The sequence below is a fragment of the Streptosporangium amethystogenes subsp. fukuiense genome (assembly GCF_042665875.1).
Taxonomy (GTDB): domain Bacteria; phylum Actinomycetota; class Actinomycetes; order Streptosporangiales; family Streptosporangiaceae; genus Streptosporangium; species Streptosporangium fukuiense.
This window is the reverse complement of the sequence record NZ_JBHTEE010000001.1, coordinates 5,109,411-5,130,922: the sequence shown is the minus strand read 5'-3', so window position 1 is coordinate 5,130,922 and position 21,512 is coordinate 5,109,411. Positions and strand designations below refer to the sequence as shown.

The following is a 21,512-nucleotide window of genomic DNA, read 5'->3' as shown; positions in this document are numbered from 1 at the left end:
CGCCGTCAAGCCCCGTGCCCTCACCGGGTGGCGCGGGGCTTCGGTGTACCCAGACCCCGGACGGTCCACGGCACAGAACAGGGAGGCGAGATCGGATTCAGGCGGGGGGAACCCGCGCGTGATCTTCACGACCACGCGATACACACAGAGAAAACCTGACTCACGTAGGGAAGTGAGATTTGTGGATCCGCTGAAGGCTCTTGCTGATGCGGAGCGCAAGCCGTACTGGCTCGACAGTCCGGCGAAACCCGAGCCGCTGACGCGGCTCTTCGGTGAGACGAGCGCCGACCTGGCAGTGGTCGGCGGAGGATTCTCAGGGCTCTGGACCGCCCTGATGGCCAAGGAACGCGACCCGTCGCTCGACGTCGTCCTGCTTGAGGGACGGAGGGTCGGCTGGGCGGCGTCCGGCCGCAACGGCGGCTTCGCGATGGCCACCCTCACCCACGGCATCGCCAACGGGCTGGAGCGCTGGCCCGAGGAGATCTCCACGCTGGAACGCCTCGGCGTCGACAACCTCGACGAGCTCGGCGAGGCCGTGGCCAGGTACGGCATCGACTGCGGTTACGAGCGCACCGGCGAACTGCACGTGGCCACCGAGCCGTGGCAGCTGGAGGAGATGAACCAGAGCCTCGACATCGCCCGCGAGCTGGGCGCCCGCTTCGACGTCCTCGACGCGGAGGAGATCCGGGCGGAGGTGAACTCGCCCACCTACATCGGTGGCCACTGGGAGCGCGACGGCTGTGCCATGCTCGACCCCGCCCGGCTGGCCTGGGGGCTTCGGGAGGCCTGCCTCTCGATGGGCGTGCGCATCTACGAGCGCACGCCGGTACGCACCATGAAGGACACCCCGGCGAGCCTGGACCTGCGTACCCCGCACGGCATGGTCAGGGCGCGCAACGTCGCGCTCGGCACGGGGGTGTTCCAGCCGCTGCTGCGGCGGCTGAGGCACCTCCTCGTGCCGGTCTACGACTACGCGCTGATGACCGAGCCGCTCTCCGCCGACCAGCTGGCCTCGGTGGGCTGGCAGAACCGGCAGGGAGTCGGGGACGCGGCCAACCAGTTCCACTACTACCGGCTGACCGAGGACAACCGGATCCTCTGGGGCGGCTACGACGCGGTCTACTACAACGGCGGCATGATCAAGCCCGAGTACGAGCAGCGCGACGAGACCTTCGTCAAGCTGGCCGAACACTTCTCCACCACCTTCCCCCAGCTGTCCGGGCTGCGCTTCACCCACAGGTGGGGCGGGGTCATCGACACCTGCAGCCGGTTCAGCGCCTTCTACGGCCGGTCGCACGGCGGGCGCCTGGCCTACGCCGCCGGGTACACCGGCATGGGCGTCGGCGCGACCCGGTTCGGCGCGAACGTCATGCTCGACCTGCTCGCCGGTGAGCGGACCGAGCGGACCGAGCTGCGGATGGTCAAGGAGAAGCCCGTCCCGTTCCCGCCCGAGCCGGTCCGCTCGGTCGGGATCCAGATGACCCGCTGGTCGATCGCCCAGGCCGACCTGCACCAGGGCCGCCGCAACCTCTGGCTGCGCACCCTGGACCGGATGGGCCTCGGGTTCGACTCCTAGGGACTGTCCCCGGCCTCGGCCGGGGACAGTCGTTGGCTTCCGGCACGCGGGCCGTACAGACTTGCACCATGTCGGAAAAGGTGAAGTTCACCGCCGGCGGGGTCACCCTCGCCGGCGACCTGCGGGTCCCGGTGGCACCGGGCCCGCACCCCGGCCTGGTCCTCACCGGCCCGTTCACCGGGACCCGGGACCAGGTCACCGGCCTGTACGCGTCCCGGCTGGCCGGAGCGGGATATGTGACGCTGGCGTTCGACCACCGCAACTGGGGCGAGTCGGGCGGTGAGCCGCGCAACCACGAGGACGCGCAGGGCAAGCTGGAGGACCTGCGGGCCGCGGTCTCGCTGCTGCGCTCGCGGCCCGAGGTGGACGGCGGCAGGATCGGCGCGGTCGGGATCTGCCTCGGCGCGGGCTACGCGCTCAGGTTCACCGCGTTCGACCCCCGGGTGAAGGCGTTCGCGGGCGTCGCGGGGGCGTACAGCAACCCCTACGGCATGCGCGCGGGGATGTCGCCCGACGGGTACCAGCGGGCGCTGGCCTCCTGCACGGAGGTGCTGGAGCGGCAGGACAGGGGCGGTGCGGTGGAGTATCTGCCCGCGGTGGCCGAGGAGGGCGAGGCGGCCATGCCGGGCGACGAGCCGTTCGCCTACTACGGCACCTCCCGAGGCGCCTCGGCGTACTGGGGCAACACGGTGACCCGGGCCTCGGTCCGAGAGCTGATCACCCTGGACAACATGACGGGCGCCGACTTCCTGTCCCCCAAGCCGGGCCTCATCGTGCACGGCGTGGTCGATCGCCTCTGTTCGCCCGAGGGAGCCGAGGAGGCCTACCGGCGGATGGACGCCCCCAAGAGGCTCGTCTGGCTGGACACCCGGCTCCATATCGACCTCTACGACACCGAGCCACACGTCACCCGGGCGGTCGAGGCGGTCGCCACGTTCTTCGGAGAGCACCTCTGAACGCGATGTACGTCCTCGGACTGGACGTCGGCGGCACGTCCTCACGGGCGCTCCTGATCGACGCCGACGGCCGGCGGGCCGGATACGGCGTGGCCGGGGGCGGTAACCCGGCGGCCCACGGCAACGCCGTCGCCGTCGCCAACATCGGCCTGGCCCTGCGGCAGGCCCTGCACGGGATCGACCCGGTCCCGGTGGCGGGGGCGGTCATCGGGATGGCGGGCGCCGGGGCGCTGGACCGCCTGGTGTTCGACCCCATGTGGGCCTCGGCCGGCCTGCGCGTCCGGCCCCGGCTCACCGGCGATCTGGGCATCGCCTTCGCCGCCGGCACGGCCGAGCCGCGCGGCACCGTGCTCATCGCCGGGACCGGGGCGATCGCCGCCAGGATCGAGGACGGCGAGCCCGTGATGATCGCCGACGGGCTCGGCTGGCTCCTGGGCGACCAGGGCTCCGGCTTCTGGCTGGGCAGGCAGGCGGCCCGTGTCGCCGCCCACGCCCTCAGCAGGGGGGAGGCGGGTGGGACGTTGACCCGCCTCGTCGTCGACGCCCTGCTGGGGGGCGAGCCGCTCCCGCGAGAGAGAGCCGGGGGGACGGCGGAGGAGATGCGGGAGCTGGCGATCAAGCTGGTGGTCCGCGCCCAGTCGCGGCCCACGCTGGAGCTGGCCAGGCTCGCCCCGCTGGTCAGCCGGGCGGCGGCCGAGGGCGACCCGGCCGCGCTGGAGATCGCCTCCACCGCCGCCCGGCTGCTCTGCGAGACGGTGGCCGAGGTCCGCCCGGCGGGCGAGAGGAGCCCGATCGTGCTGGCCGGCAGCGTGCTGACCGGCGAGGGCCCTGTCGGCCCCGCGGTACGGGAGAGGCTCGGGGCCGCGACGGTCATCGCGGGCGACGGCGCGGGCGCGGCGGCGTGGCTGGCCGGGCGGGAGGCGTTCGGCTGGGACCCGGCGACCGCCGCGCGGCTGCACGCCCGCATCGTCTCCGGCGACTGATCCCGGCGGCCGGCCGGGAGCGGACGCGCTCTCGGCCGGCCGCCCCTCGCCGCCGGAGAGGAGACCGGCCGGCCGTACCGGACCGAGAACCGGGGCCGGTCTGTCAGCCGTCGCCGGAACCCGAGCGGAGCGGGTCGGCGTCCCGGTCGTCCGGGGTGGTGACGCCGCGCCCGACGATGGGGCGCAGCACGTCCAGCACCGTCGGGTCCTCGATGGTCGAGGGGACGGGCTCGTCGGCGCCCTCGGCGATGCCGCGCATGGTCTTGCGCAGGATCTTCCCCGACCTGGTCTTCGGCAGCGCCGGGACCACGTCCACCTGTCTCAGCGCCGCCACCGCGCCCACCTGCTCGCGGACGGCCAGGATCAGCTCGGCCCGCAGGGTCTCGACGTCGACCGCCGCCCCACTCTTCAGCACCACGAAGCCACGGGGGACCTGCCCCTTCAGCTCGTCGGCGACCCCGATCACCGCGCACTCGGCCACCGCCGGGTGCGCGGCCAGCACCGCCTCCATGGATCCCGTCGACAGCCGGTGCCCGGCCACGTTGATCACGTCGTCGGTGCGGCCCATCACGAAGAGGTAGCCGTCCTCGTCGAGGTAGCCGCCGTCGCCGGTCAGGTAGTAGCCGGGGAAGGCCGACAGGTAGGACTTCACGTAGCGCTCGTCGTCCTGCCAGAGCGTGGGGAGGGTGCCGGGCGGGAGCGGGAGCCGGATGCAGATCGCGCCCTCCTCGCCGGGGGCGCACTCGGTGCCCGAGGAGCGCAGCACGCGCACGTCGTAGCCGGGGACGGGCACGGTGGGGGAGCCCGGCTTGACCGGCATGGGTTCCAGGCCGCGCAGGTTGGCCGCGACGGGCCAGCCGGTCTCGGTCTGCCACCAGTTGTCGACGACCGGGACGCCGAGCTTCTCCGCCGCCCAGTGGTAGGTGTCGGGGTCCAGACGCTCCCCGGCGAGGAAGAGCGTCCGCAGCGACGAGATGTCATGGTCGCGCAGCAGGGCCGCCTCCGGGTCGGTCTTCCTGATCGCGCGGAACGCGGTCGGCGCGGTGAACAGCGCGTTCACCCGGTGCTCGGCGATCACCCGCCAGAACGCGCCCGCGTCGGGGGTGCCGACCGGCTTGCCCTCGTACAGCACCGTCGTGGCGCCCCGCAGCAGCGGCCCGTACACGATGTAGGAGTGCCCGACCACCCAGCCGATGTCGGATGCCGCCCAGAACACCTCGCCGGGCGCGATGTCGTAGACGTTGGCCATGCTCCACAGCAGCGCCGCCGCGTGCCCGCCGTTGTCGCGTACCACGCCCTTCGGCCGCCCGGTGGTGCCGCTGGTGTAGAGGATGTAGAGCGGGTCGGTCGCCTTCACCGGCACACAGCCGGCGGGTTCGGCCTCCGCGCTCGCCCAGTCGACGTCCCGTCCGGGCACCAGCTCCGCCGGGGCCTGCTCGCGCTGGAGGATCACGCAGTGCGCGGGCCGGTGCCCGGCCAGGTCGAGCGCGGCGTCGAGCATCGGCTTGTACGGCACCACGCGGGTGGGCTCGATCCCGCAGGAGGCCGAGACGACCACCTTGGGGCGCGCGTCGTCGATCCTGGCCGCCAGTTCCTTGGGCGCGAACCCGCCGAACACCACCGAGTGCACGGCTCCCAGCCGCGCGCACGCCAGCATGGCGATCACCGACTCGGGCACCATCGGCATGTAGATCACCACTCGGTCGCCCTGTTCCACCCCGAGGTGGCGCAGCACCCCGGCGAACCTGGCGACCTCGTCGCGCAGTTCGGCGTAGGTGTGGCGCCTGCCGGTGCCGGTCACCGGGCTGTCGTAGATCAGCGCGACCCGGTCGCCGTGGCCCGCCTCGACGTGCCGGTCCAGCGCGTTGTGGCAGGTGTTCAGCTCCCCGTCGGGAAACCACCGGTAGAAGGGCGGTGCCCCGGAGTCCAGCACCTCGCGCGGAGGCCTGCTCCAGGTGACCGCCTCGGCGGCCTCGGCCCAGAAGTCCTCCGGGTCGGTGATACTGCGGGCAAACGCGTCAGCGTACGACATCAGGCCATCATGCTCTTCCGGGAGGCGCCCGGTCGAGGCCCCTCTCCGACCTTCGGGTGCGGAGAGACATGAAGACGGGTATTGGGCCGTCTCTGGTTTTTGGAGAGTTTTGCCGACTTCGTGACTGCCGAGGTCAGCGGGGTGCCATCCGGAGCGCGCCGTCCATCCGGATGACCTCGCCGTTGAGGTAGTCGTGGTGGATGATCGTCAGTGCCAGGTGGGCGTACTCGTTCGGGCGGGCCGGCCTCCGCGGGAACGGAACGCCGGCCGCCAGATCCTCCCGGAACTCCGCGGAGACCGTGGCCAGCATCGGCGTCTCCACCATGCCCGGGGCGATGGTGTTGACCCGGATGCCGTACTGGGCGAGGTCGCGCGCCGCGGGCAGGGTCAGCCCGACGATGCCGCCCTTGGACGAGGAGTACGCGGCCTGCCCGATCTGCCCCTCGTAGGCGGCGACCGAGGCGGTGTTGACGATCACGCCGCGCTGGCCGTGCTCGTCCGGCTCGGTGCGGGCGATCGCCTCGGCGGCCAGGGCGAGCACGTTGAAGGTCCCGACGAGGTTGACCTGCACGACGCGCGCGTACAGGTCGAGGTCGTGCACGCCTTTCCTGCCCAGGATCCGCGCCGACGGGCCGATGCCCGCGCAGTTGACGACCGCGCGCAGCGGTCGGCCGGCGGCGGCCGTCGCGACGGAGGCCCGCACCTCCTCGGGGCTGGTGACGTCGGTGGGGATGTACTCCACCCCCGGTACCGGGTCCACGACGTCGATGCTCTGCTTGAGATCGAACACGAAGACCTGCGCGTCCTCCTTGGCCAGCAGGTCGGCGGTCGCGGCGCCGAGACCGGAGGCCCCGCCGGTGACGATCACTGCGGTGTCGGCGACCTGCATCAGTGCTTCTCCCTGCTGACCGCGGTGATCACGGGTGGGGTGTTCCTGGCGAGCGAGCGGCCGATGACCATGCGCTGGATCTGGTTGGTGCCCTCGAAGATCTGCATGACCTTCGCCTCGCGCATGTAACGCTCCACCGGGAAGTCGCGGGTGTAGCCGTAGCCGCCCAGCACCTGGACGGCGTCGGTGGTGACCTTCATGGCGTTGTCGGTGGCGACCATCTTGGCGATGGACGCCTCCCGGCCGAACGGCAGGCCGAGGTCCTTCAGCCGGGCGGCGTGCAGCGTCATCGCGCGGGCGGTCTGCACGGCCGCCTCCATGTCGGCCAGCAGGAACGCCAGGCCCTGGTGCTCGATGATCGGCCTGCCGAACGTCGAGCGTTCCTTCGCGTACGTCACGGCGTGGTCCAGGGCGCCCTGGGCCAGGCCGGTGGCGACGGCGGCGATGCCCATCCGGCCGGAGTCGAGGGCGGCCAGCGCGATGCCGAGGCCGTCGCCCTCCGCGCCGATCCTGCGCTCGGCCGGCACCCGCACGCCGTCCAGCCGCATCGTCGCGGTCGGAGAGGCGGTCAGGCCCATCTTGTGCTCGGGCGGGTCGGCGCTCAGGCCCTCGGCGCCGGCCGGGACGAGGAAGCAGGAGATGCCCCTGGGGTCGTCCGAGGTCCGCGCCATCACCGTGTAGAAGTCGGCGTGCCCACCATGCGTGGTCCACGCCTTCGCGCCGGTGAGCACGTAGTCGTCACCGTCGCGGACGGCACGGGTGGTCATGGCTGCGGGGTCGGAGCCGGCCTGCGGCTCGCTCAGGCAGTACGCGCCGAGCAGTTCGCCGCCGAGCATGTCGGGCAGCCAGGTCCGCCGCTGCTCGTCGGTGCCGAAGTTGAACAGTCCGAAGCACGACAACACGTGCACGCTGGTGCCGACGGCGACGCTGGACCAGACCCGGGCGACCTCCTCCAGCACCTGCAGGTACACCTCGTAGGGCTGACCGCCGCCGCCGTACTCCTCGGGGTAGGGCAGGCCGAGGACGCCCATCGCGCCGAGCGTGCGGAACACGTCGCGCGGGAAGTCCTCGTCCGCCTCGGCCTTCGCGACCCGGGGGGCCAGCTTCCCGTCGGCGAGGTCCCGGACGATCTCGATCAGGTCGGCACTCTCTTCGCTTGGCATGACACGCGATGCGGGCATCGAAGCTTCCTTTGGAGTACGAAAACAAGTACTAAAGTATCAGAAATTGTACTGTTCGCTAGGGGCTGCCCTAGAGTCGGTGTCATGCCGTCGCCCGACAGGACTCGCACCCGGCGCGAGGAGACACTGGCACAGCTCCGCGAGCTGTTCCTGGCCGAGGGATTCGCGTCGTTCAACATCGGCGACCTCGCCGAGCGGCTGCGCTGCTCCCGGACCACCCTGTACGCGGTGGCGCCCAGCAAGGAGCAGATCGTGGTGGCCGCCGTCCGCTCGTTCTTCAAGGCGGCGGCCGAGCGCATCGGGGTCCGGGTCGCCGCCTCCGGCGACCCGGCCCGGCAGCTCGCCGTCTACCTGGAGGCCGTCGCCGCGGAGCTGCAGCCCGCCTCGGCCGCGTTCCTCGCGGACGTGGCCGCCTTCGGCCCGGCCAACGAGGTCTACCAGGAGAACACCCGGTACGCCGCGGAGCGGGTACAGAGCCTGGTGACGGAGGGGGTCAGGGCCGGGGTGCTGCGTCCGATCCACGCGTCGTTCGTGGGGGCCGCGGTGGCCGAGGTCATGAACTCCATCCAGCGCGGCGCCATCCAGTCGGCCACCGGGTTCGACGCCGCGCAGGCCTACCGGCACCTCGCCGACCTGGTCCTCGCCGGTCTGACCAGCGCACCGGTGGACGAGCAGGCGGTCACCGGGACCTGGGTGCGGTACGAGGTCGCCGACGGGGTGGCGACCATAGAGCTCGACCGGCCGGAGTCCTCCAACGCGCTGGACCTGCCCATGGCGCGGGCGCTCGGCGACGCCGCCGCGGCCGCCGCGGCCGACCCGGGGGTACGCTGCGTGCTGCTGCTCGGCCGCGGCCGCGACTTCTGCGCCGGCGGGGACGTCAGCGCGACGCACGGCGCCGCGGACCGCGCCGGCTACGTGCTGGAGCTGGCCCGGACGGCGCACCGCGCGGTGCTGACCCTCGCCGGGCTGGAGGTCCCCGTCGTGGCCGCCGTCCAGGGCGTGGCGGCGGGCGCGGGACTGGCCCTCACCCTGGTGGCCGACGTGGTGCTCGCCGGCGAGTCGGCGACGTTCCTGACCGCGTACGCCCAGGCGAGCCTGACCCCGGACTGCGGCACGTCCTGGCTGCTGCCGCAGGTGGTGGGGCTGCGCCGGGCGCTCGCGCTGACGTTGACCGATCGCCGGCTGACGGCAGGGGAGGCCGCCGACTGGGGGCTGGTCACCGACGTCCACCCCGACGAGGAACTCGTCGAGTCGGCCCGGCAGTCCGCGGCGCGGATCGCGGCCGGGCCGTTCCCGGCGCTCGGCCGGACCCGGCGCCTGCTCCGGGACGCCCCGGCGCGGTCGCTGGCCGACCAGCTCGGCATCGAGGCCGCGATGATCGCCGAGGCCGCCGCGTCCGCCGCGGCCGGGCCCGGCTCGACGCGTTCGTGAACGGCAAGCGCAAGTAGAGAGGCGGGAACCCGATGAAGGACGGCCCCCTGGCGGGACTGAGAGTGGTGGAACTGGCCGGGCTCGGCCCGGTCCCGCACGCGGCCATGGTGCTCGCCGACCTTGGCGCCGACGTGGTCCGGATCGAACGGCCGGCGGGCCGCGGGCTCCGGCTCGGCGCCCCGGACGCGACCGACGCCGTGCTGCGCGGCCGGCGCCCGGTCCACGCCGATCTGAAGTCCGCCGACGGGCGGGCCGTCGTCCTCGGCCTCGCCGAACGCGCGGACGTACTGATCGAGGGCCTGCGCCCCGGTGTGGTGGAACGGCTCGGCGTGGGCCCGGACGCCTGCCTGGCCCGCAACCCCGGCCTGGTCTACGCCCGGATGACCGGGTGGGGTCAGGACGGGCCGTGGGCCGGCCAGGTCGGCCACGACATCAACTACATCGGCCTGACCGGCGCGCTGCACGCCATGGGCCGCGCGGACCGGGCCCCGGTGCCGCCGCTCAACCTGGTCGGCGACTTCGGCGGCGGGTCCATGCTGCTGCTCGTCGGCGTGCTGGCCGCGCTGTTCGAACGGTACCGGTCCGGCCGCGGCCAGGTGGTCGACGCCGCCATGGTCGACGGGACCGCGCTGCTCAGCCAGATGACCCTCGCCCTGCGCGGCATGGGCGCCTGGCGCGACGAACGGGAGGGCAACCTGCTCGACGGCGCCGCGCCCTTCTACGACACCTACACCTGCGCCGGCGGCGGGTTCGTCGCGGTGGGTGCGCTGGAGCCGCACTTCTACGCGGCGCTGCTGGCCGGGCTGGACATCGACCCGGCCGAACTGGGCGAGCAGAACGACCCGGCCGGCTGGCCGGCGATGCGCAAGCGGTTCACCGCCGCGTTCGCCTCCCGCACCCGCGACGAGTGGGCCGCGCACTTCGCCGGCACCGACGCGTGCGTCACCCCGGTGCTCAGCTTCGCCGAGGCCCCCGCCCACCCGCACCTGGCGGCCCGCGGCACGTACGCCGAGGCGGACGGCGTGCTCCAGGCGGCCCCGGCGCCCAGGTTCTCCCGCACCCCGGCCGCCCCGGTGGCCCCGGTGCCGCGGACGGCGGCCGACGCGGCGGACGTGCTGCGCGAGTGGGGGCAGCCGGGCGACTGACCGCCGGGCGGCACCGGAACCGGCCGCCGAGCCGCTGGGGACCCCTGCCGGCCGGCGCCGGGGGATACGGGCGGGGCCGTCTCCGATGCCGGGAGCGGCCACACCTCAGTGCCGGCCCGGGTCAGGCCGCCGGCAGGAACCCCGGCAGCCGGTGGCGGATGATCTCCTCGGCGTCCGCGACGATCCGGTCCACCACGTTCCGGCAGCTGTCCACCTCGGTGATGAGCCCCTGGGCCTGGCCGGCCCACCACAGCCCGTCCTCCATGTCGCCCGCCCCGAGGACACGTTCCCGCCCCCGTACCCCCGAGGCGAGGTGGGCGACGTCCTCGAAGGACGAGCCCGGCCGGCGTGAGATCTCGGCGATCTCCTCCGACACCGAGTTGCGCGCCACCCGCGCCGAGTTGTGGAACTCACGGAAGACGATGATCGACTCCCGTTCGGAGTTCGCCACGATCTGCCGCTTGACATTGTCGTGGACGGGCGCCTCGGTCGTCGCCATGAACCGGGTGCCCATGTTCGCCGCGCACGCCCCGAGGGCCAGCGCCGCCACCAGGCCGGCGCCGGTGGCGATGCCGCCGCTGGCGATGACCGGGACGTCCAGCGCCCGGGTGGCCGCGGCGATGAGCACGAGGCCGCCGATGTCGTCCTCGCCCGGGTGGCCGGCGCACTCGAAGCCGTCGATGCTGACCGCGTCCACGCCGAGCGCCTGCGCCTTGACGGCGTGCCGTACCGCGACCGCCTTGTGGATGACCTTGATCCCGGCGGCCTTGAAGTCGGGCAGGTGCGCGTCCGGGCTGCCGCCGGCCGTCTCGACGACCGTGATCCCCGACTCGATGATCGCCGCCCGGTACTCGTCGTAGGGGACCGGGCGGACGGTGGGCAGGATGGTGAGATTCACCCCGAACGGCTGGTCGGTCAGTTCGCGCGTGCGCTTGATCTCCAGGGTGAGCGCCTCGGGCGTCGGCTGGGTCAGCGCCGTCAGGAACCCGAGGGCGCCGGCCTCGGCGACGGCCGCGATCAGTTCGGCCCGGCCAAGGCCGGTCATCCCGCCGCACAGCAGCGGGTGCCGTACGCCGAAGGTCTCGGTGAAGGCGGTAGTGATCATTTCAGCGGTGGCTTTCGTCTCGAACGGTGGTCCGGCCGCGGACCCGGGCCGGGGTGGACAGGGGGCGTTCAGGCCGCGGCGGGGCCGCCGATCCGGGTCAGGGCCTCCGCGATCGACTCGGCGGGATCCCTGGCCGTCCAGCCGGTGACCGGGGTGAGGGCCTCCGGCGTGTACACGCCGAGATCGGTGCCGTCGAAGCGGACGATCCGGCCGGTCACGCCGCGGGTGGCGTCGCTGAGCAGCGCGACCACCACCGGCGCCACGTCCTCGGGCGCGCCCAGCGCGGGCCGGTCGGGCCGGGTGTCCAGCGCCGCCATGCCGGTCTCGGCCAGCGGCGACACGGCGTTGACCCGGATGCCGGCGGACGCGCAGTCCTGCGCCCAGCCGACGGTCATCGCGGCCACCGCCCCCTTCGTGGCGCCGTAGGCGCTCATGCCGGGGATGCCGAACCGGGCGCCGGACACGATCGTGACGATCGACCCGCCGGCGCCCCGCCGGACCATCGCCCGCATGGCGTGCACCGCGGCGAACTGCACGCCGAGCACGTTGACCTCGGTGATCCGCCGCAGCCGCGCCTCGTCCTCCTCCCACGGCGGGGCGTGGTGGGTGATCCCGGCGTTGGCGACGAGGCCGTCGAGCCGGCCGAACTCCAGCTCCGCCGTCCCGGAAAGCCGGGCAGCCACCTCCCACGACCCGGCGGAACCCGGTTCCGCCACCGCGTGCCCGCCGGCGGCGGCGATCTCCGCGGCCACGGCGTGCGCGGCGGCCCCGTCCACGTCGTTGACCACGACCCCGGCGCCGTGGGCCGCGCACGCGAGCGCGTAGGTGCGGCCCAGGCCCCTCCCGCCGCCCGTCACGACGACGCAGCGCCCGTCCAGCAGGCCGCCCATCAGCCGGTTTCCAGGTCGAACAGCTCGACCACCGAGGCCTTGTTGATCTTGCCGGTCGGGCTGGTCGGCAGCGAGCGGACCACCCGCAGCAGCTCCGGCTGCTTGTGCCGGGCCAGCCCCTGGCCGGTCACCGCGCGGCCGACCTCCTCCAGGGTCAGGTCCTCCCGGTCCGAGACGACGACCGCGCCGATCCGCTCACCGAGCCGGCCGCCGGGCACCGGGACGATCGCCACGGCCGCCACGTCGGGGTGCCTCACGATGGCGTCCTCGATCTCCCTGGCCGAGAACTTCTCGCCGCCGCGGTTGATGACGTCCTTCAGCCGCCCGGTGATCCGTACCTGCCCATCGGCGGCCAGCGAGCCGAGGTCCCCGGTGCGGAACCAGCCGTCGGGGGTGAACGCGTGCGCGTTCAGCTCCTCGCGCACGTAACCGAGCATCATCTCCGGGCCGCGCAGCAGCAGTTCACCCACCTCGCCCGGCTCGACGTCCCGGCCCGAGGGGTCCACGGCGCGCAGCTCCACGCCCGGTGCGAGCCGGCCGTCGGTCTCCGCCCGGAACTCCAGCGGGTCCAGCTCGTTGGGCAGCGTCGCGGTGGGCAGCTCGGTCATGCCCCACGCCCGGTACGCTGCGATGCCCAGCTCGTCGGCGCGCCGGATGAGGGGCGGCGGCACCGCCGCGCCGCCGCAGCAGTACTGGCGCAGCGGCGATCGGTCCCGCCCCTCGGCGGCGTACACGTCGAGCAGCTCACGCAGGAACGGCGTGGCGCCGGCCATGTAGGTGGCACCGGTACGGTCGGCCAGCTCGGCGCACGCGGCCGGATCCCACCGTTCCATCAGCACCGCGGTGGCCCCCACCCGGCAGGGGATCATGAAGCCCTGCAGGAGGCCGGTGATGTGCGTGATGGGGGAGGCCATCACCATGCGGTCGCGGAACGTCAGGCCCCACTCCACGACGGTCATCCGCAGCTCGTGCCGCAGGCCCGCCACGGAATGCACCACGCCCTTGGGCTCGGACTCGGTGCCCGAGGTGAACAGCACCAGGCAGGGGTCCGCGGGGGCGGCGGGCTCGATCCCGGACGGCAGCGCGCCGGGACCCTCCCCGTCCGCCGCTCGCCAGCCCGCCGACCGGCCGGTGGTGAGCAGCCGTGCGGCGGGTTCGTGAGAGATGTCGCGCAGCGCCTCGTCGAACTCGTCCGGGTAGGCCCGGCGCCGGTCGTCGGCGTACGTGACGATGGCCGCCGGCCGGATCTGGCCCAGTACGGTGCGGATCTCGCGCGGGCCGTACAGCGGCACGATCGGGCTGCTGATCGCCCCGATCCGCCAGATCGCCGCCGCGACGGCGACGGCGTCCGGGCCGGTCGGCAGCAGCCAGCAGACGGCGTCACCCGGCCGCACCCCGCCGGCGATCAGGGTCCGCGCGACCGCGGCGGACTTGGCGGCCAGCTCGGCGAAGCTCGTCTCACCGCGCGCGGTGATGATCGCCGGTCGGTTCGGCCACCGCGTCGCCCCGTGGTCCAGCAGGTCGCCGATCCGCTCCTCGGTGAGGAAGCCCCGGCGGCGCCAGGCGTCCGCGAGCTCGGGGGTGACCACCCGCGGCCTGCGGCTCCAGTCGGCTGTCCTCATGACGTCGTCCACTTCGGCTCGCGCCTGTCCAGGAAGGCGGCCGGACCCTCGACGGCGTCCGGATGGTACCGGTGCCGCCGGATCAGTTCCCAGCCGAGGTCCATATCGGTGGCGATGAGCCGTTCCTCGAACGTGCGCAGCACCCGGCGGCTGAGCCGCACCGCCTCCGGCGAGTTCCGCCCGATCATCGCGGCCAGCTCCATCCCCCGGTCGACGAGCGCGTCCGGCTCGACGACCTCGGAGACGAGACCGGCGCGCTCGGCCCGTTCGGCCGACAGCGACTCGTGCCGGCCGAGCAGGACGAGGCGGGTCAGCAGGTCCGGCCGCATCCGCAGCCGCAGCTGCAGCGGTTCCAGCGCGGACACCTGGCCGACGCTGACGTGCGGGTCCAGGAAGCGGGCCGCCGGCGACGCGATGCAGATGTCGGCGTCCGCCACGAAGTGCAGGCCGCCTCCGGCGCACACCCCGTTCACCGCGGCGATGACCGGTATCCCCAGGCGCGGTCCGGGCAGGAAGTCGAGCTCCTCGGTCGCGGTGTCGCCCACCTTCACCCTCGGCACCGAGAGCATGGACACGTCGGCTCCGGCGCAGAACGCCTTGCCCGCGCCGGTGAGCAGCACCGCGCGCAACTCCGGCGCCCCGGCCGCCGCCCGCCACAGGTCCGCCAGCCCGTCCATGAGCTCGTCGTCGAGGGCGTTGGCGGACTCCGGACGGTTGAGGGTAACGACCAGCGTTCCGCCGACGACCGTGCTGAGCAGCACCCCATCCGCACGTTCCAGGCCTGCTCGGCCGTTCTTCCTCGACACGGGCGCCTCCCCACGGGCGCCGAGACGCCCTTCTTGACTGTCATCCAAATCATATATACGTTTCGCGCCATGGTGAAGAGAGATGTCACATCACGCGCCGGGACCAGGTCCCCCCATGCATGAGTTCCTTCAGACGGTGCTCGTGCCGGGTCTGGCGGACGGCGCGATCTACGGGTTGGTCGCGGTCGGCTTCGCCACGCTGTTCACGACGACCGGCGTCATCAACTTCGCCCACGGGCAGATGGTGATGCTCATGCCCATGTCGGTGCTGGTGGCGGCCGGCGCCGGCCTGCCGGTCTGGCTCGCCTACGTGGCCGCGCTCGCCGTGATGGCGGTGGTGGCGCTCACCGTCGAGTGGACCGCGGTGCGGCCGTTCGTGCAGTCGGGCCAGTCCGCCTCCTGGCTGTTGTCCACCCTCGCGATCAGCGTGATCCTGGCCGAACTGCTGGCCATCCCCTACAGCGGGGAGTTCCGCAACTTCACGTACGGCGTCAGCAAGCACCGGTTCGACCTGGCCGGCCTGGCGGTGTCGCCCGCCGAGCTGACCGCGGTCGCCGCGCTGTTCGTCGTCGCCGGGCTGCTCGTCGTGTTCTACCGGCGCACCCGGATCGGGCTGGAGCTGCGCGCGATCGCCGACGACCTCGACGGCGCGGAGGCGATCGGCATCTCCCGGGCACGTGCCTCGCAGATCGCCACGGTGCTGTCCGCGCTGGTCGCCGCGGTGACCGGGGTGCTGGTGGCCTCCACCCAGCTCGTCACCCCGTCGCTGGGGCTGTCGTACACCTTCTACGGGTTCGTGGCCACCGCGATCGGCGGCATGGGCAGCATCGGCGGCGCCGTCGCCGGCGGCCTGGTCATCGGCGTGGTCAGCCAGTTCGCCGGGGTCTACGTCGGCAGCCTCACGGTGAACCTGACGGTGTTCCTGCTGCTGGTCGCGGTCTACCTGGTGCGCCCGCACGGCCTGTTCGGCGCGGCACCGGTGCGGGCGGTGTGATGTCGTACCGGCTCCCCGACCTGTTCCAGACCCTGCGCGTCGCGGCGGCACGCGGCCGCGACGCCACCCCCACGCCCGTCCGGCGGGTGCTCGCCAGGCCCGCCGCGCACGGCGCGGCGCTGCTGGTCATCGCGACGGCGCTGCTGGCCCTGTGGGGCCCGCTGTCCTACAACGGCTACGTCCTGCAACTGGTGTGCCTGTACGCGGTCGCCACGCTGGGACTCAACATCACCACCGGCTACGCCGGCGCGCTGTCCCTCGGGCAGGGCGCGTCGTTCGCCATCGGCGCCTACGTCACCGCCGTCCTGGTGGTCTCGCACGGCTGGCCGATCTGGGCGGCGTTGCCGGTCGCCGCGCTGGCCGGGCTCGCCGCCGGGGCGCTGGCCGGGTTCCCGGCCGGAAGGCTGGGCGCGATCGGCCTGGCCATGATGTCGCTCGGCCTGATGCTCGTCGTCAACGACATGCTCATCCAGTTCCAGTCGGTGACCGGCGGCAACAACGGCCTGTCCGGCATCGACGCCCGTTTCTGGTTCGGCGGCGAGCCGGTCTCGACCCCGTGGGTCGTGGCGATCGTGATCGTCGTCGTGGCGAGCGTCAGCTACTGGCTGCACGCCCGGTACCGGACGTCCCGCCTGGGCCGGGCCACCGTCGCGGTCCGCGACGAGCCGATCGGCGCGTCCGCGCTCGGCGTCTCCGGCTACCTCACCAAGGTCGTCGCCTTCGCCGCCGGGTCCGCGCTGGGCGCGCTCAGTGGAGGGCTGTTCTCCTACCTGTCCGCCTACATCTCGCCGGACGCCTTCTCCTCCAACCTGTCCATCCTGTTCCTGGTGATGGTGGTGCTCGGCGGCAGCGGCTCCCGGCTCGGCCCGATCGTCGGCGCGGTGCTGCTCGTGCTGATCCCGCTGCGCCTCGACGCGTACCCGCACCTGAACAACCTGCTGTACGGCGCGCTGCTCATCGTGCTCATGCGGCTGCGGCCGCGCGGCCTGTTCAGCCGCACCGCGGCGCCCGCCCCCCAGGCGCTGCGCGACCTGGCCGCCACTCCGGAGGTGGAGGTGCCGGAGCGCGCGCCCGGCGAGCCGATCCTGAAGGTCACCGACCTGCGGCGCAGCTTCGGCGGCGTGGACGCGCTCGGCGGGGTGTCGATGGAGTTGCGGCGCGGCGAGATCGTCGGCCTCATCGGGCCGAACGGGTCGGGCAAGACGACGCTGCTCAACGTCGTGTCCGGGCACTATCCGCCGACCGCCGGCCGGATCACCCTGCACGGGACGGACCTCGGCGGCCTGGGCGCCGCCGCCGTCGCCAAGCGCGGCGTGTCCCGCACCTTCCAGACCCCGAAGACGTTCCCCGGCATGAGCATCGAGGAGCACCTCGCGCTCCCTGCCGTCCACGGAAAACGTGACGAGGCGATGCGGGACGCCTGCCGGCGCGGCGCGCTCACCCTGCTGGAGCTCGGCGGCCTCGACCCGCACGACCCGGCGGCGGGCACCCGGGAGAGCCGGGTGATGAGCCACGGCCAGCTTCGCTTCCTTGAGGCCGCCATGGCCCTTGGCACCTGTCCGGAGGTCCTCCTCCTGGACGAACCCGCGGCCGGGCTGTCGGCCGCGGAGATCGAAGGATTCGAACGCGTCGTCAGTGACGTCGCCGCAGCGGGAGTGGCCGTCGTGATCGTCGAACACCACCTGGACATGATCAGCCGCCTGGTCGACCGGGTCGTCGTCCTCGACCTCGGCAAGGTGCTGTGGGAGGGCGAGCCCGGAGACCTGCACAGCGTGGACAGCGTCCGCGCCGCGTACATGGGGGTCGCGTGAACGGCGGCCGGCTCAAGGTGGACGCGCTGCGCGTCCGGTACGGCGGCGTCACCGCCGTCGAGGACTTGTCCCTCACCGTCGAGCCCGGCACCTGCCTGGCCCTGCTGGGCGCCAACGGCGCCGGGAAGACCTCCACGCTGCGCGGCGTCGGCGGGCTGGAGTCGGCCGACGGCGGGATCTGGCTGGACGACCTGCGCCTCGACAACCTTCCGGCGAGCAGGCGGGCCCGGGCCGGGCTCGGCCACGTGCTGGAGGGCCGGCACGTGTTCAAGAGCCTGTCGGTGGCCGAGAACCTCCGGGTCGCCGCGGCCCGCGCGGCCCGCAACTCCGAACTGGACCCGCTCGACCTGCTGCCCGAGCTGCGCCCGATGTCGCAGCGCCTCGCGGGCGGTCTGTCCGGCGGCCAGCAGCAGATGCTCGCCATCGCCCGCGCGGTGGCCGGCGCACCCCGCGTGATCATGTTGGACGAGCCCACGAACGGCCTGTCGCCCAAACTGGTCGGCCGGACCATCGAGATCCTCGCCGACCTGCGCGACGCCGGGTTCGCCGTCCTGCTGGTCGAACAGCGGGTCGAAGTCGCCCAGAAGCTGGAGGCGGACGTCGTGGTGCTGCGGCACGGGCACGTCGCGCACCGGGTGCGTGGCACCGACCCGGAACTGCCCGACCTGCTGCAGGCCGCCTACCTCTCCTGACCCACCCCACTCTCACGGAACCCCCCACGGAAACCCCCAGGAAGGACGACCCCATGAGGACACGTGCCACAGTGGGCACAGCCATGGTGTGCGCGGCGTTGCTCGCGCTCGCCGCGTGTGGCGACGGCTCCTCCGGCGAGCAGGCCGAAGGCTCCACCATCAAGATCGGTTTCGTCGGGGCGCTCACCGGCCCGCTCTCCCCGAGCGGTCAGAACTCGCTGGCCGGGCTCAAGGCCGGCGCCGAGTACGTGCAGCAGCACAACCCCGGCACGAAGATCGTGATCGAGCAGCGGGACACCAAGGGCGAGCCGACCGCGGCCGTCGCCGCCACCCGGGCGCTCGCCCAGGACGGGGTGTCCGCGCTGTACTTCACCACCGAGGCGTTCCCGCCCGTGCAGGACGTGCTCAACCAGGTGAAGGTGCCCGGCGACACCGCCGGCGGCATCGGTTCGATCGCGGCCGACGTCGGCGACTCCAAGCGGTACAAGTACGCGTTCAGCACCGGTGCCGGCACCTCCGGCGAGACCTCGATCACGCCGCTGCTGGCGTACGCGGCGTCGGCCGGCAAGACGGTCGCCGTGCTCGACGACTCCTCGGCCTTCGGCACTTCGCAGACCAAGGACACGCTCGCCATCGCGCAGAGCCGGTTCCCGGACGTGAAGATCGTGCACGAGAGCTTCCCGAACACCGCCTCGGACGTGACCGCGCAGCTCACCAAGCTCAGGGACTCGGGCGCCGAGTCGCTCATCGCCTGGTCGTACGGCGCCCCGCTGGTCGCCACCATGTCCAGCCTGAACAAGATCGGCTGGAACCCGCAGATGTCCGCGGTGCTCGGCATCGGCGACCCGGCGACCACCGAGCTCATCCCGGAGGGGATGAAGAAGACCCTCGCCGCCGGACCCATCGCCAAGACGTTCCTGTCGTCCTCGACCGGCGACGCGTCGATCACGGCGGACTTCGTCAAGCTCTACCTCAAGGCCAAGGGCAAGACCGAGTTCAACGCCCTCGACTCGGTGGGCGCGGTCTCCTTCGACTGGGTGCTGCTGGTGACCCAGGCGTCGCAGCAGGCCAAGTCCACCGACGCCGACGCGATCAAGAAGGCGCTCGTCTCCGGGGGAACCTTCCAGGGCGCCAACGGCACGTACACGTTCGGTCCCGACAAGCGCATCGGAATCGATGCCGACCAGCTCGGCGTCTTCGTACCCGCTCAGCCGTGCTCGGACGGCAAGTGTGTCGAAGCCACCGTGAGTGCGGGGAAGTAATGCCCGAGGAGACTTCAGTGGATCTCCGGCTGGGAACGCGGGCGGACGCGTTGCGCGTCCGTCTGCGGGCCCTGCTGGCGGAGCTCCTCCCCGACGACTGGACGTCGTCGTTCTCGCCGGACCCGGCGGTCCAGTCGGTGGTGACCAGGGTCGTCGAGCGTCTCGCCGAGGAGCAGCTCCTCACGCTCAGCTGGCCCGAGGAGTACGGGGGCGCCGGCACCGACATCTGGCAGCAGGCCGTCCTGCGGGAGGAGATGTGGGCGCACTTCGAGCCCCGCGGACCGCAGTACATGGGCCTGAACTGGGTCGGACCGGTGATCATGGAGGTCGGCACACCGGAGCAGAAGGCCGTCCACCTGCCCGCCATCTCCTCCGGCACGGCCGTGTGGTGCCAGGGGTTCAGCGAACCCGGCGCGGGCTCCGACCTCGCCTCGCTGCAGCTGAACGCCGAGCTCCATGACGGCGAGTGGGTGCTGAACGGCCAGAAGATCTGGACCTCGTACGCGGGACTGGCACAGTGGTGCTTCCTTGCCGCCCGCAGTGGCAGGGGGACGGCCAAGCACGACGGCATCACCGTCTTCCTGGTGCCGATGGGCTCACCCGGCATCCGGGTCGTCCCGATCGACTCGATCATGGGTGAGCAGCACCTCAACGAGGTGTTCTTCGACGACGTCCGGGTCGGCCCCGATGCCGTGCTCGGCGAGGTCGGCCGCGGCTGGGACGTCATCCGGCGGGTGATGAAGCACGAGCGGATCGGCATCTCCCGGTACGCCCGGGACGAGCGGGTGCTTGCCGCGTTGGCGGGCCACCCGTCCCTGGCCGAACCGGCCGCGCTGCACGAGTACGCCCGCGCGCTGATGCACGCCCGGGTGGCCCGGCTGCTCAACTACCGCGCCGTCGCGCTGAACGACGCCGGCCGGCTCACCGACCGGGAGGCCTCCATCGCGCGGCTGGCCTCCATCCAACTCGACCAGGAGGTGGCTCAGCTGGCTCTCGACATCTCCGGCGCCGACGCCCTCGTTCCCGACCCGTCGGCCGGCCTGCTCGGCCACGTCGAGGACGTGTTCCGGTACGCCCGTTCGGCGACCATCGCGTCCGGCACCATCGAGGTGCAGCGCATGCTCGTCGCCCGGTCGTCGATCGAGGGGGACCGGCGTGCGTCGTGACTGGCCACAGGCGGCCGTCGCCTACCAGGAGAGCGTGACCAGGGCTTTCGACGCGCTGGGCGGGGTGGATCTCGCGCGCGCCGCCGAGGCGGACCGGACCCTGCGGGAGGCGCTCGTCGCGCCCGCCCTGGACCGGCTCGACCTGCGCGGCCTCGACCCGTGGGGCGAGGAGGACGAGTCGGCCGCCGTCATGCTGGCGGCCCGGGCGGCGGGTGCCGTCGTGCTGCCCTGGCCGCTGGCGCACGAGCTGGCCGTACCCGTGGACCTGCGAGGTGACGTCGGCGGCATTCACCTGATCTCGGGGGACACCGAACGGCTGGACCACGCGGACCTGCTGCGCGACGCGGTCGCCGTCGACCTGGACCGGGGTGTCGCCCGCCGGGTGACGGCCGGTGCGCCGCGCTCGGCGCCGCTGGACCCGTTCGCGTCCGACGTCGTCCTCGGCGCCGAGGTGCCGGGCGTGGACGCGGCGCGGGTCACGGCGACGCGCATACTGCTCGACGCCTTCTGGGTCGCCGGCGCGCTCGCCGCCGCCGTCGACCTGGCGGTGACGCACGCCCGGGACCGGCAGCAGTTCGGCAAGCCGATCGGCAGGTTCGGCGAGATCCGGTGGCGCGTCGCGGACATCTCTCTCGCGCTCGACGGGCTGGAGGAGCTGGCGCTGCACGCGTGGTGGCTCGTCCGCCGGGGCGAGGCGCGGTCCGCCGACCTGCTGGCGCTGCGGGTGCAGATGATCGAGGGGGCGAACACGGTACTGGCCAACGGGCACCAGGTGTTGGGCGCCATGGGCCTGTGCGAGGAGCACGACCTCACCGTGATCGACCGCCACCTGCAGAGCGTGCTGCACCGGCCGGCCGGGCGGATCAGGTCGACCGACCTGCTGGCGCGGGCCGTCGCCGCGGAGGGGTTCGACGGCATCTACCCGGTGGTCGCGTGGCGGTAGCCCGCAACGGGAAAGGCCGGCCAGGTCC

At 73.0% G+C, this 21,512-nt stretch carries 18 protein-coding genes; 11 read left to right on the top strand and 7 right to left on the bottom strand.

Going from position 1 to position 21,512, the window contains the following annotated elements; genetic code table 11:
- Positions 1 to 181 precede the first annotated feature (181 nt).
- From ACFQVD_RS21825 to ACFQVD_RS21815, 3 genes are all read left to right on the top strand, one after another.
- The gene (locus ACFQVD_RS21825) at positions 182 to 1,576 is read left to right on the top strand and encodes an NAD(P)/FAD-dependent oxidoreductase (RefSeq protein WP_343972067.1); all 1,395 of its coding nucleotides are present in this window, start codon (positions 182 to 184) and stop codon (positions 1,574 to 1,576) included.
- A 68-nt stretch (positions 1,577 to 1,644) separates the two neighbouring features.
- Positions 1,645 to 2,532, top strand: a complete 888-nt coding sequence (locus ACFQVD_RS21820) for an alpha/beta hydrolase (protein WP_343971729.1) — start codon at positions 1,645 to 1,647, stop codon at positions 2,530 to 2,532.
- Between the two features lie 5 nt (positions 2,533 to 2,537).
- Positions 2,538 to 3,515, top strand: a complete 978-nt coding sequence (locus tag ACFQVD_RS21815) for an N-acetylglucosamine kinase (RefSeq protein WP_364151801.1) — start codon at positions 2,538 to 2,540, stop codon at positions 3,513 to 3,515.
- A 103-nt stretch (positions 3,516 to 3,618) separates the two neighbouring features.
- Here ACFQVD_RS21815 and ACFQVD_RS21810 read toward each other — a convergent pair whose 3' ends face one another.
- The 3 genes from ACFQVD_RS21810 to ACFQVD_RS21800 form a co-directional block, all read right to left on the bottom strand.
- The gene (locus tag ACFQVD_RS21810; protein WP_343970214.1) at positions 3,619 to 5,547 is read right to left on the bottom strand and encodes a propionyl-CoA synthetase; all 1,929 of its coding nucleotides are present in this window, start codon (positions 5,545 to 5,547) and stop codon (positions 3,619 to 3,621) included.
- Between the two features lie 133 nt (positions 5,548 to 5,680).
- A complete protein-coding gene (locus ACFQVD_RS21805) occupies positions 5,681 to 6,436 on the bottom strand; it encodes an SDR family NAD(P)-dependent oxidoreductase (RefSeq protein ID WP_343970217.1) in 756 nt (251 codons plus the stop codon).
- Complete coding sequence (locus ACFQVD_RS21800; protein ID WP_343970220.1) at positions 6,436 to 7,617, bottom strand: acyl-CoA dehydrogenase family protein; 1,182 nt, start codon at positions 7,615 to 7,617, stop codon at positions 6,436 to 6,438. The genes ACFQVD_RS21805 and ACFQVD_RS21800 overlap by 1 nt, the downstream gene beginning before the upstream one ends.
- Before the next feature lie 84 nt (positions 7,618 to 7,701).
- Here ACFQVD_RS21800 and ACFQVD_RS21795 point away from each other — a divergent pair, with 84 nt between their 5' ends.
- Positions 7,702 to 9,048, top strand: a complete 1,347-nt coding sequence (locus tag ACFQVD_RS21795; protein ID WP_364151796.1) for an enoyl-CoA hydratase-related protein — start codon at positions 7,702 to 7,704, stop codon at positions 9,046 to 9,048.
- Positions 9,049 to 9,080: 32 nt separating this feature from the next.
- Positions 9,081 to 10,193 carry a CaiB/BaiF CoA transferase family protein gene (locus ACFQVD_RS21790; protein ID WP_364151793.1) on the top strand — a complete coding sequence of 371 codons (1,113 nt, stop codon included), beginning with the start codon at positions 9,081 to 9,083 and terminating at the stop codon, positions 10,191 to 10,193.
- Between the two features lie 121 nt (positions 10,194 to 10,314).
- Here the strand turns inward: ACFQVD_RS21790 and ACFQVD_RS21785 are convergent, their stop codons facing one another.
- The 4 genes from ACFQVD_RS21785 to ACFQVD_RS21770 form a co-directional block, all read right to left on the bottom strand.
- Positions 10,315 to 11,298, bottom strand: a complete 984-nt coding sequence (locus tag ACFQVD_RS21785; RefSeq protein WP_343965429.1) for an NAD(P)H-dependent flavin oxidoreductase — start codon at positions 11,296 to 11,298, stop codon at positions 10,315 to 10,317.
- A 68-nt stretch (positions 11,299 to 11,366) separates the two neighbouring features.
- Positions 11,367 to 12,188, bottom strand: coding sequence for an SDR family NAD(P)-dependent oxidoreductase (locus tag ACFQVD_RS21780; RefSeq protein WP_343965431.1), 822 nt, complete (start codon positions 12,186 to 12,188; stop codon positions 11,367 to 11,369).
- Entirely contained in the window at positions 12,188 to 13,810 is a 1,623-nt protein-coding gene (locus ACFQVD_RS21775) for a class I adenylate-forming enzyme family protein (protein ID WP_343965433.1), read from the bottom strand. The genes ACFQVD_RS21780 and ACFQVD_RS21775 overlap by 1 nt, the downstream gene beginning before the upstream one ends.
- Positions 13,807 to 14,616 carry an enoyl-CoA hydratase/isomerase family protein gene (locus tag ACFQVD_RS21770; RefSeq protein ID WP_343965435.1) on the bottom strand — a complete coding sequence of 270 codons (810 nt, stop codon included), beginning with the start codon at positions 14,614 to 14,616 and terminating at the stop codon, positions 13,807 to 13,809. Before ACFQVD_RS21770 ends, ACFQVD_RS21775 begins: the two co-directional genes overlap by 4 nt.
- Before the next feature lie 115 nt (positions 14,617 to 14,731).
- Here ACFQVD_RS21770 and ACFQVD_RS21765 point away from each other — a divergent pair, with 115 nt between their 5' ends.
- The 6 genes from ACFQVD_RS21765 to ACFQVD_RS21740 are packed head-to-tail and all read left to right on the top strand — an operon-like array spanning position 14,732 to position 21,484.
- Positions 14,732 to 15,610 (top strand): branched-chain amino acid ABC transporter permease, encoded by an 879-nt coding sequence (locus ACFQVD_RS21765; RefSeq protein ID WP_343965437.1) that lies wholly within the window; start codon positions 14,732 to 14,734, stop codon positions 15,608 to 15,610.
- Positions 15,610 to 17,421 (top strand): branched-chain amino acid ABC transporter ATP-binding protein/permease, encoded by a 1,812-nt coding sequence (locus tag ACFQVD_RS21760; RefSeq protein ID WP_343965439.1) that lies wholly within the window; start codon positions 15,610 to 15,612, stop codon positions 17,419 to 17,421. Before ACFQVD_RS21765 ends, ACFQVD_RS21760 begins: the two co-directional genes overlap by 1 nt.
- Complete coding sequence (locus tag ACFQVD_RS21755) at positions 17,418 to 18,113, top strand: ABC transporter ATP-binding protein (RefSeq protein ID WP_343965441.1); 696 nt, start codon at positions 17,418 to 17,420, stop codon at positions 18,111 to 18,113. Before ACFQVD_RS21760 ends, ACFQVD_RS21755 begins: the two co-directional genes overlap by 4 nt.
- 53 nt (positions 18,114 to 18,166) lie before the next feature.
- A complete protein-coding gene (locus ACFQVD_RS21750; protein ID WP_343965443.1) occupies positions 18,167 to 19,375 on the top strand; it encodes an ABC transporter substrate-binding protein in 1,209 nt (402 codons plus the stop codon).
- A 17-nt stretch (positions 19,376 to 19,392) separates the two neighbouring features.
- Positions 19,393 to 20,541 (top strand): acyl-CoA dehydrogenase family protein, encoded by a 1,149-nt coding sequence (locus ACFQVD_RS21745; RefSeq protein ID WP_343965445.1) that lies wholly within the window; start codon positions 19,393 to 19,395, stop codon positions 20,539 to 20,541.
- Positions 20,531 to 21,484 (top strand): acyl-CoA dehydrogenase family protein, encoded by a 954-nt coding sequence (locus ACFQVD_RS21740; protein WP_343965447.1) that lies wholly within the window; start codon positions 20,531 to 20,533, stop codon positions 21,482 to 21,484. Before ACFQVD_RS21745 ends, ACFQVD_RS21740 begins: the two co-directional genes overlap by 11 nt.
- The last annotated feature ends 28 nt before the right edge of the window (positions 21,485 to 21,512 follow it).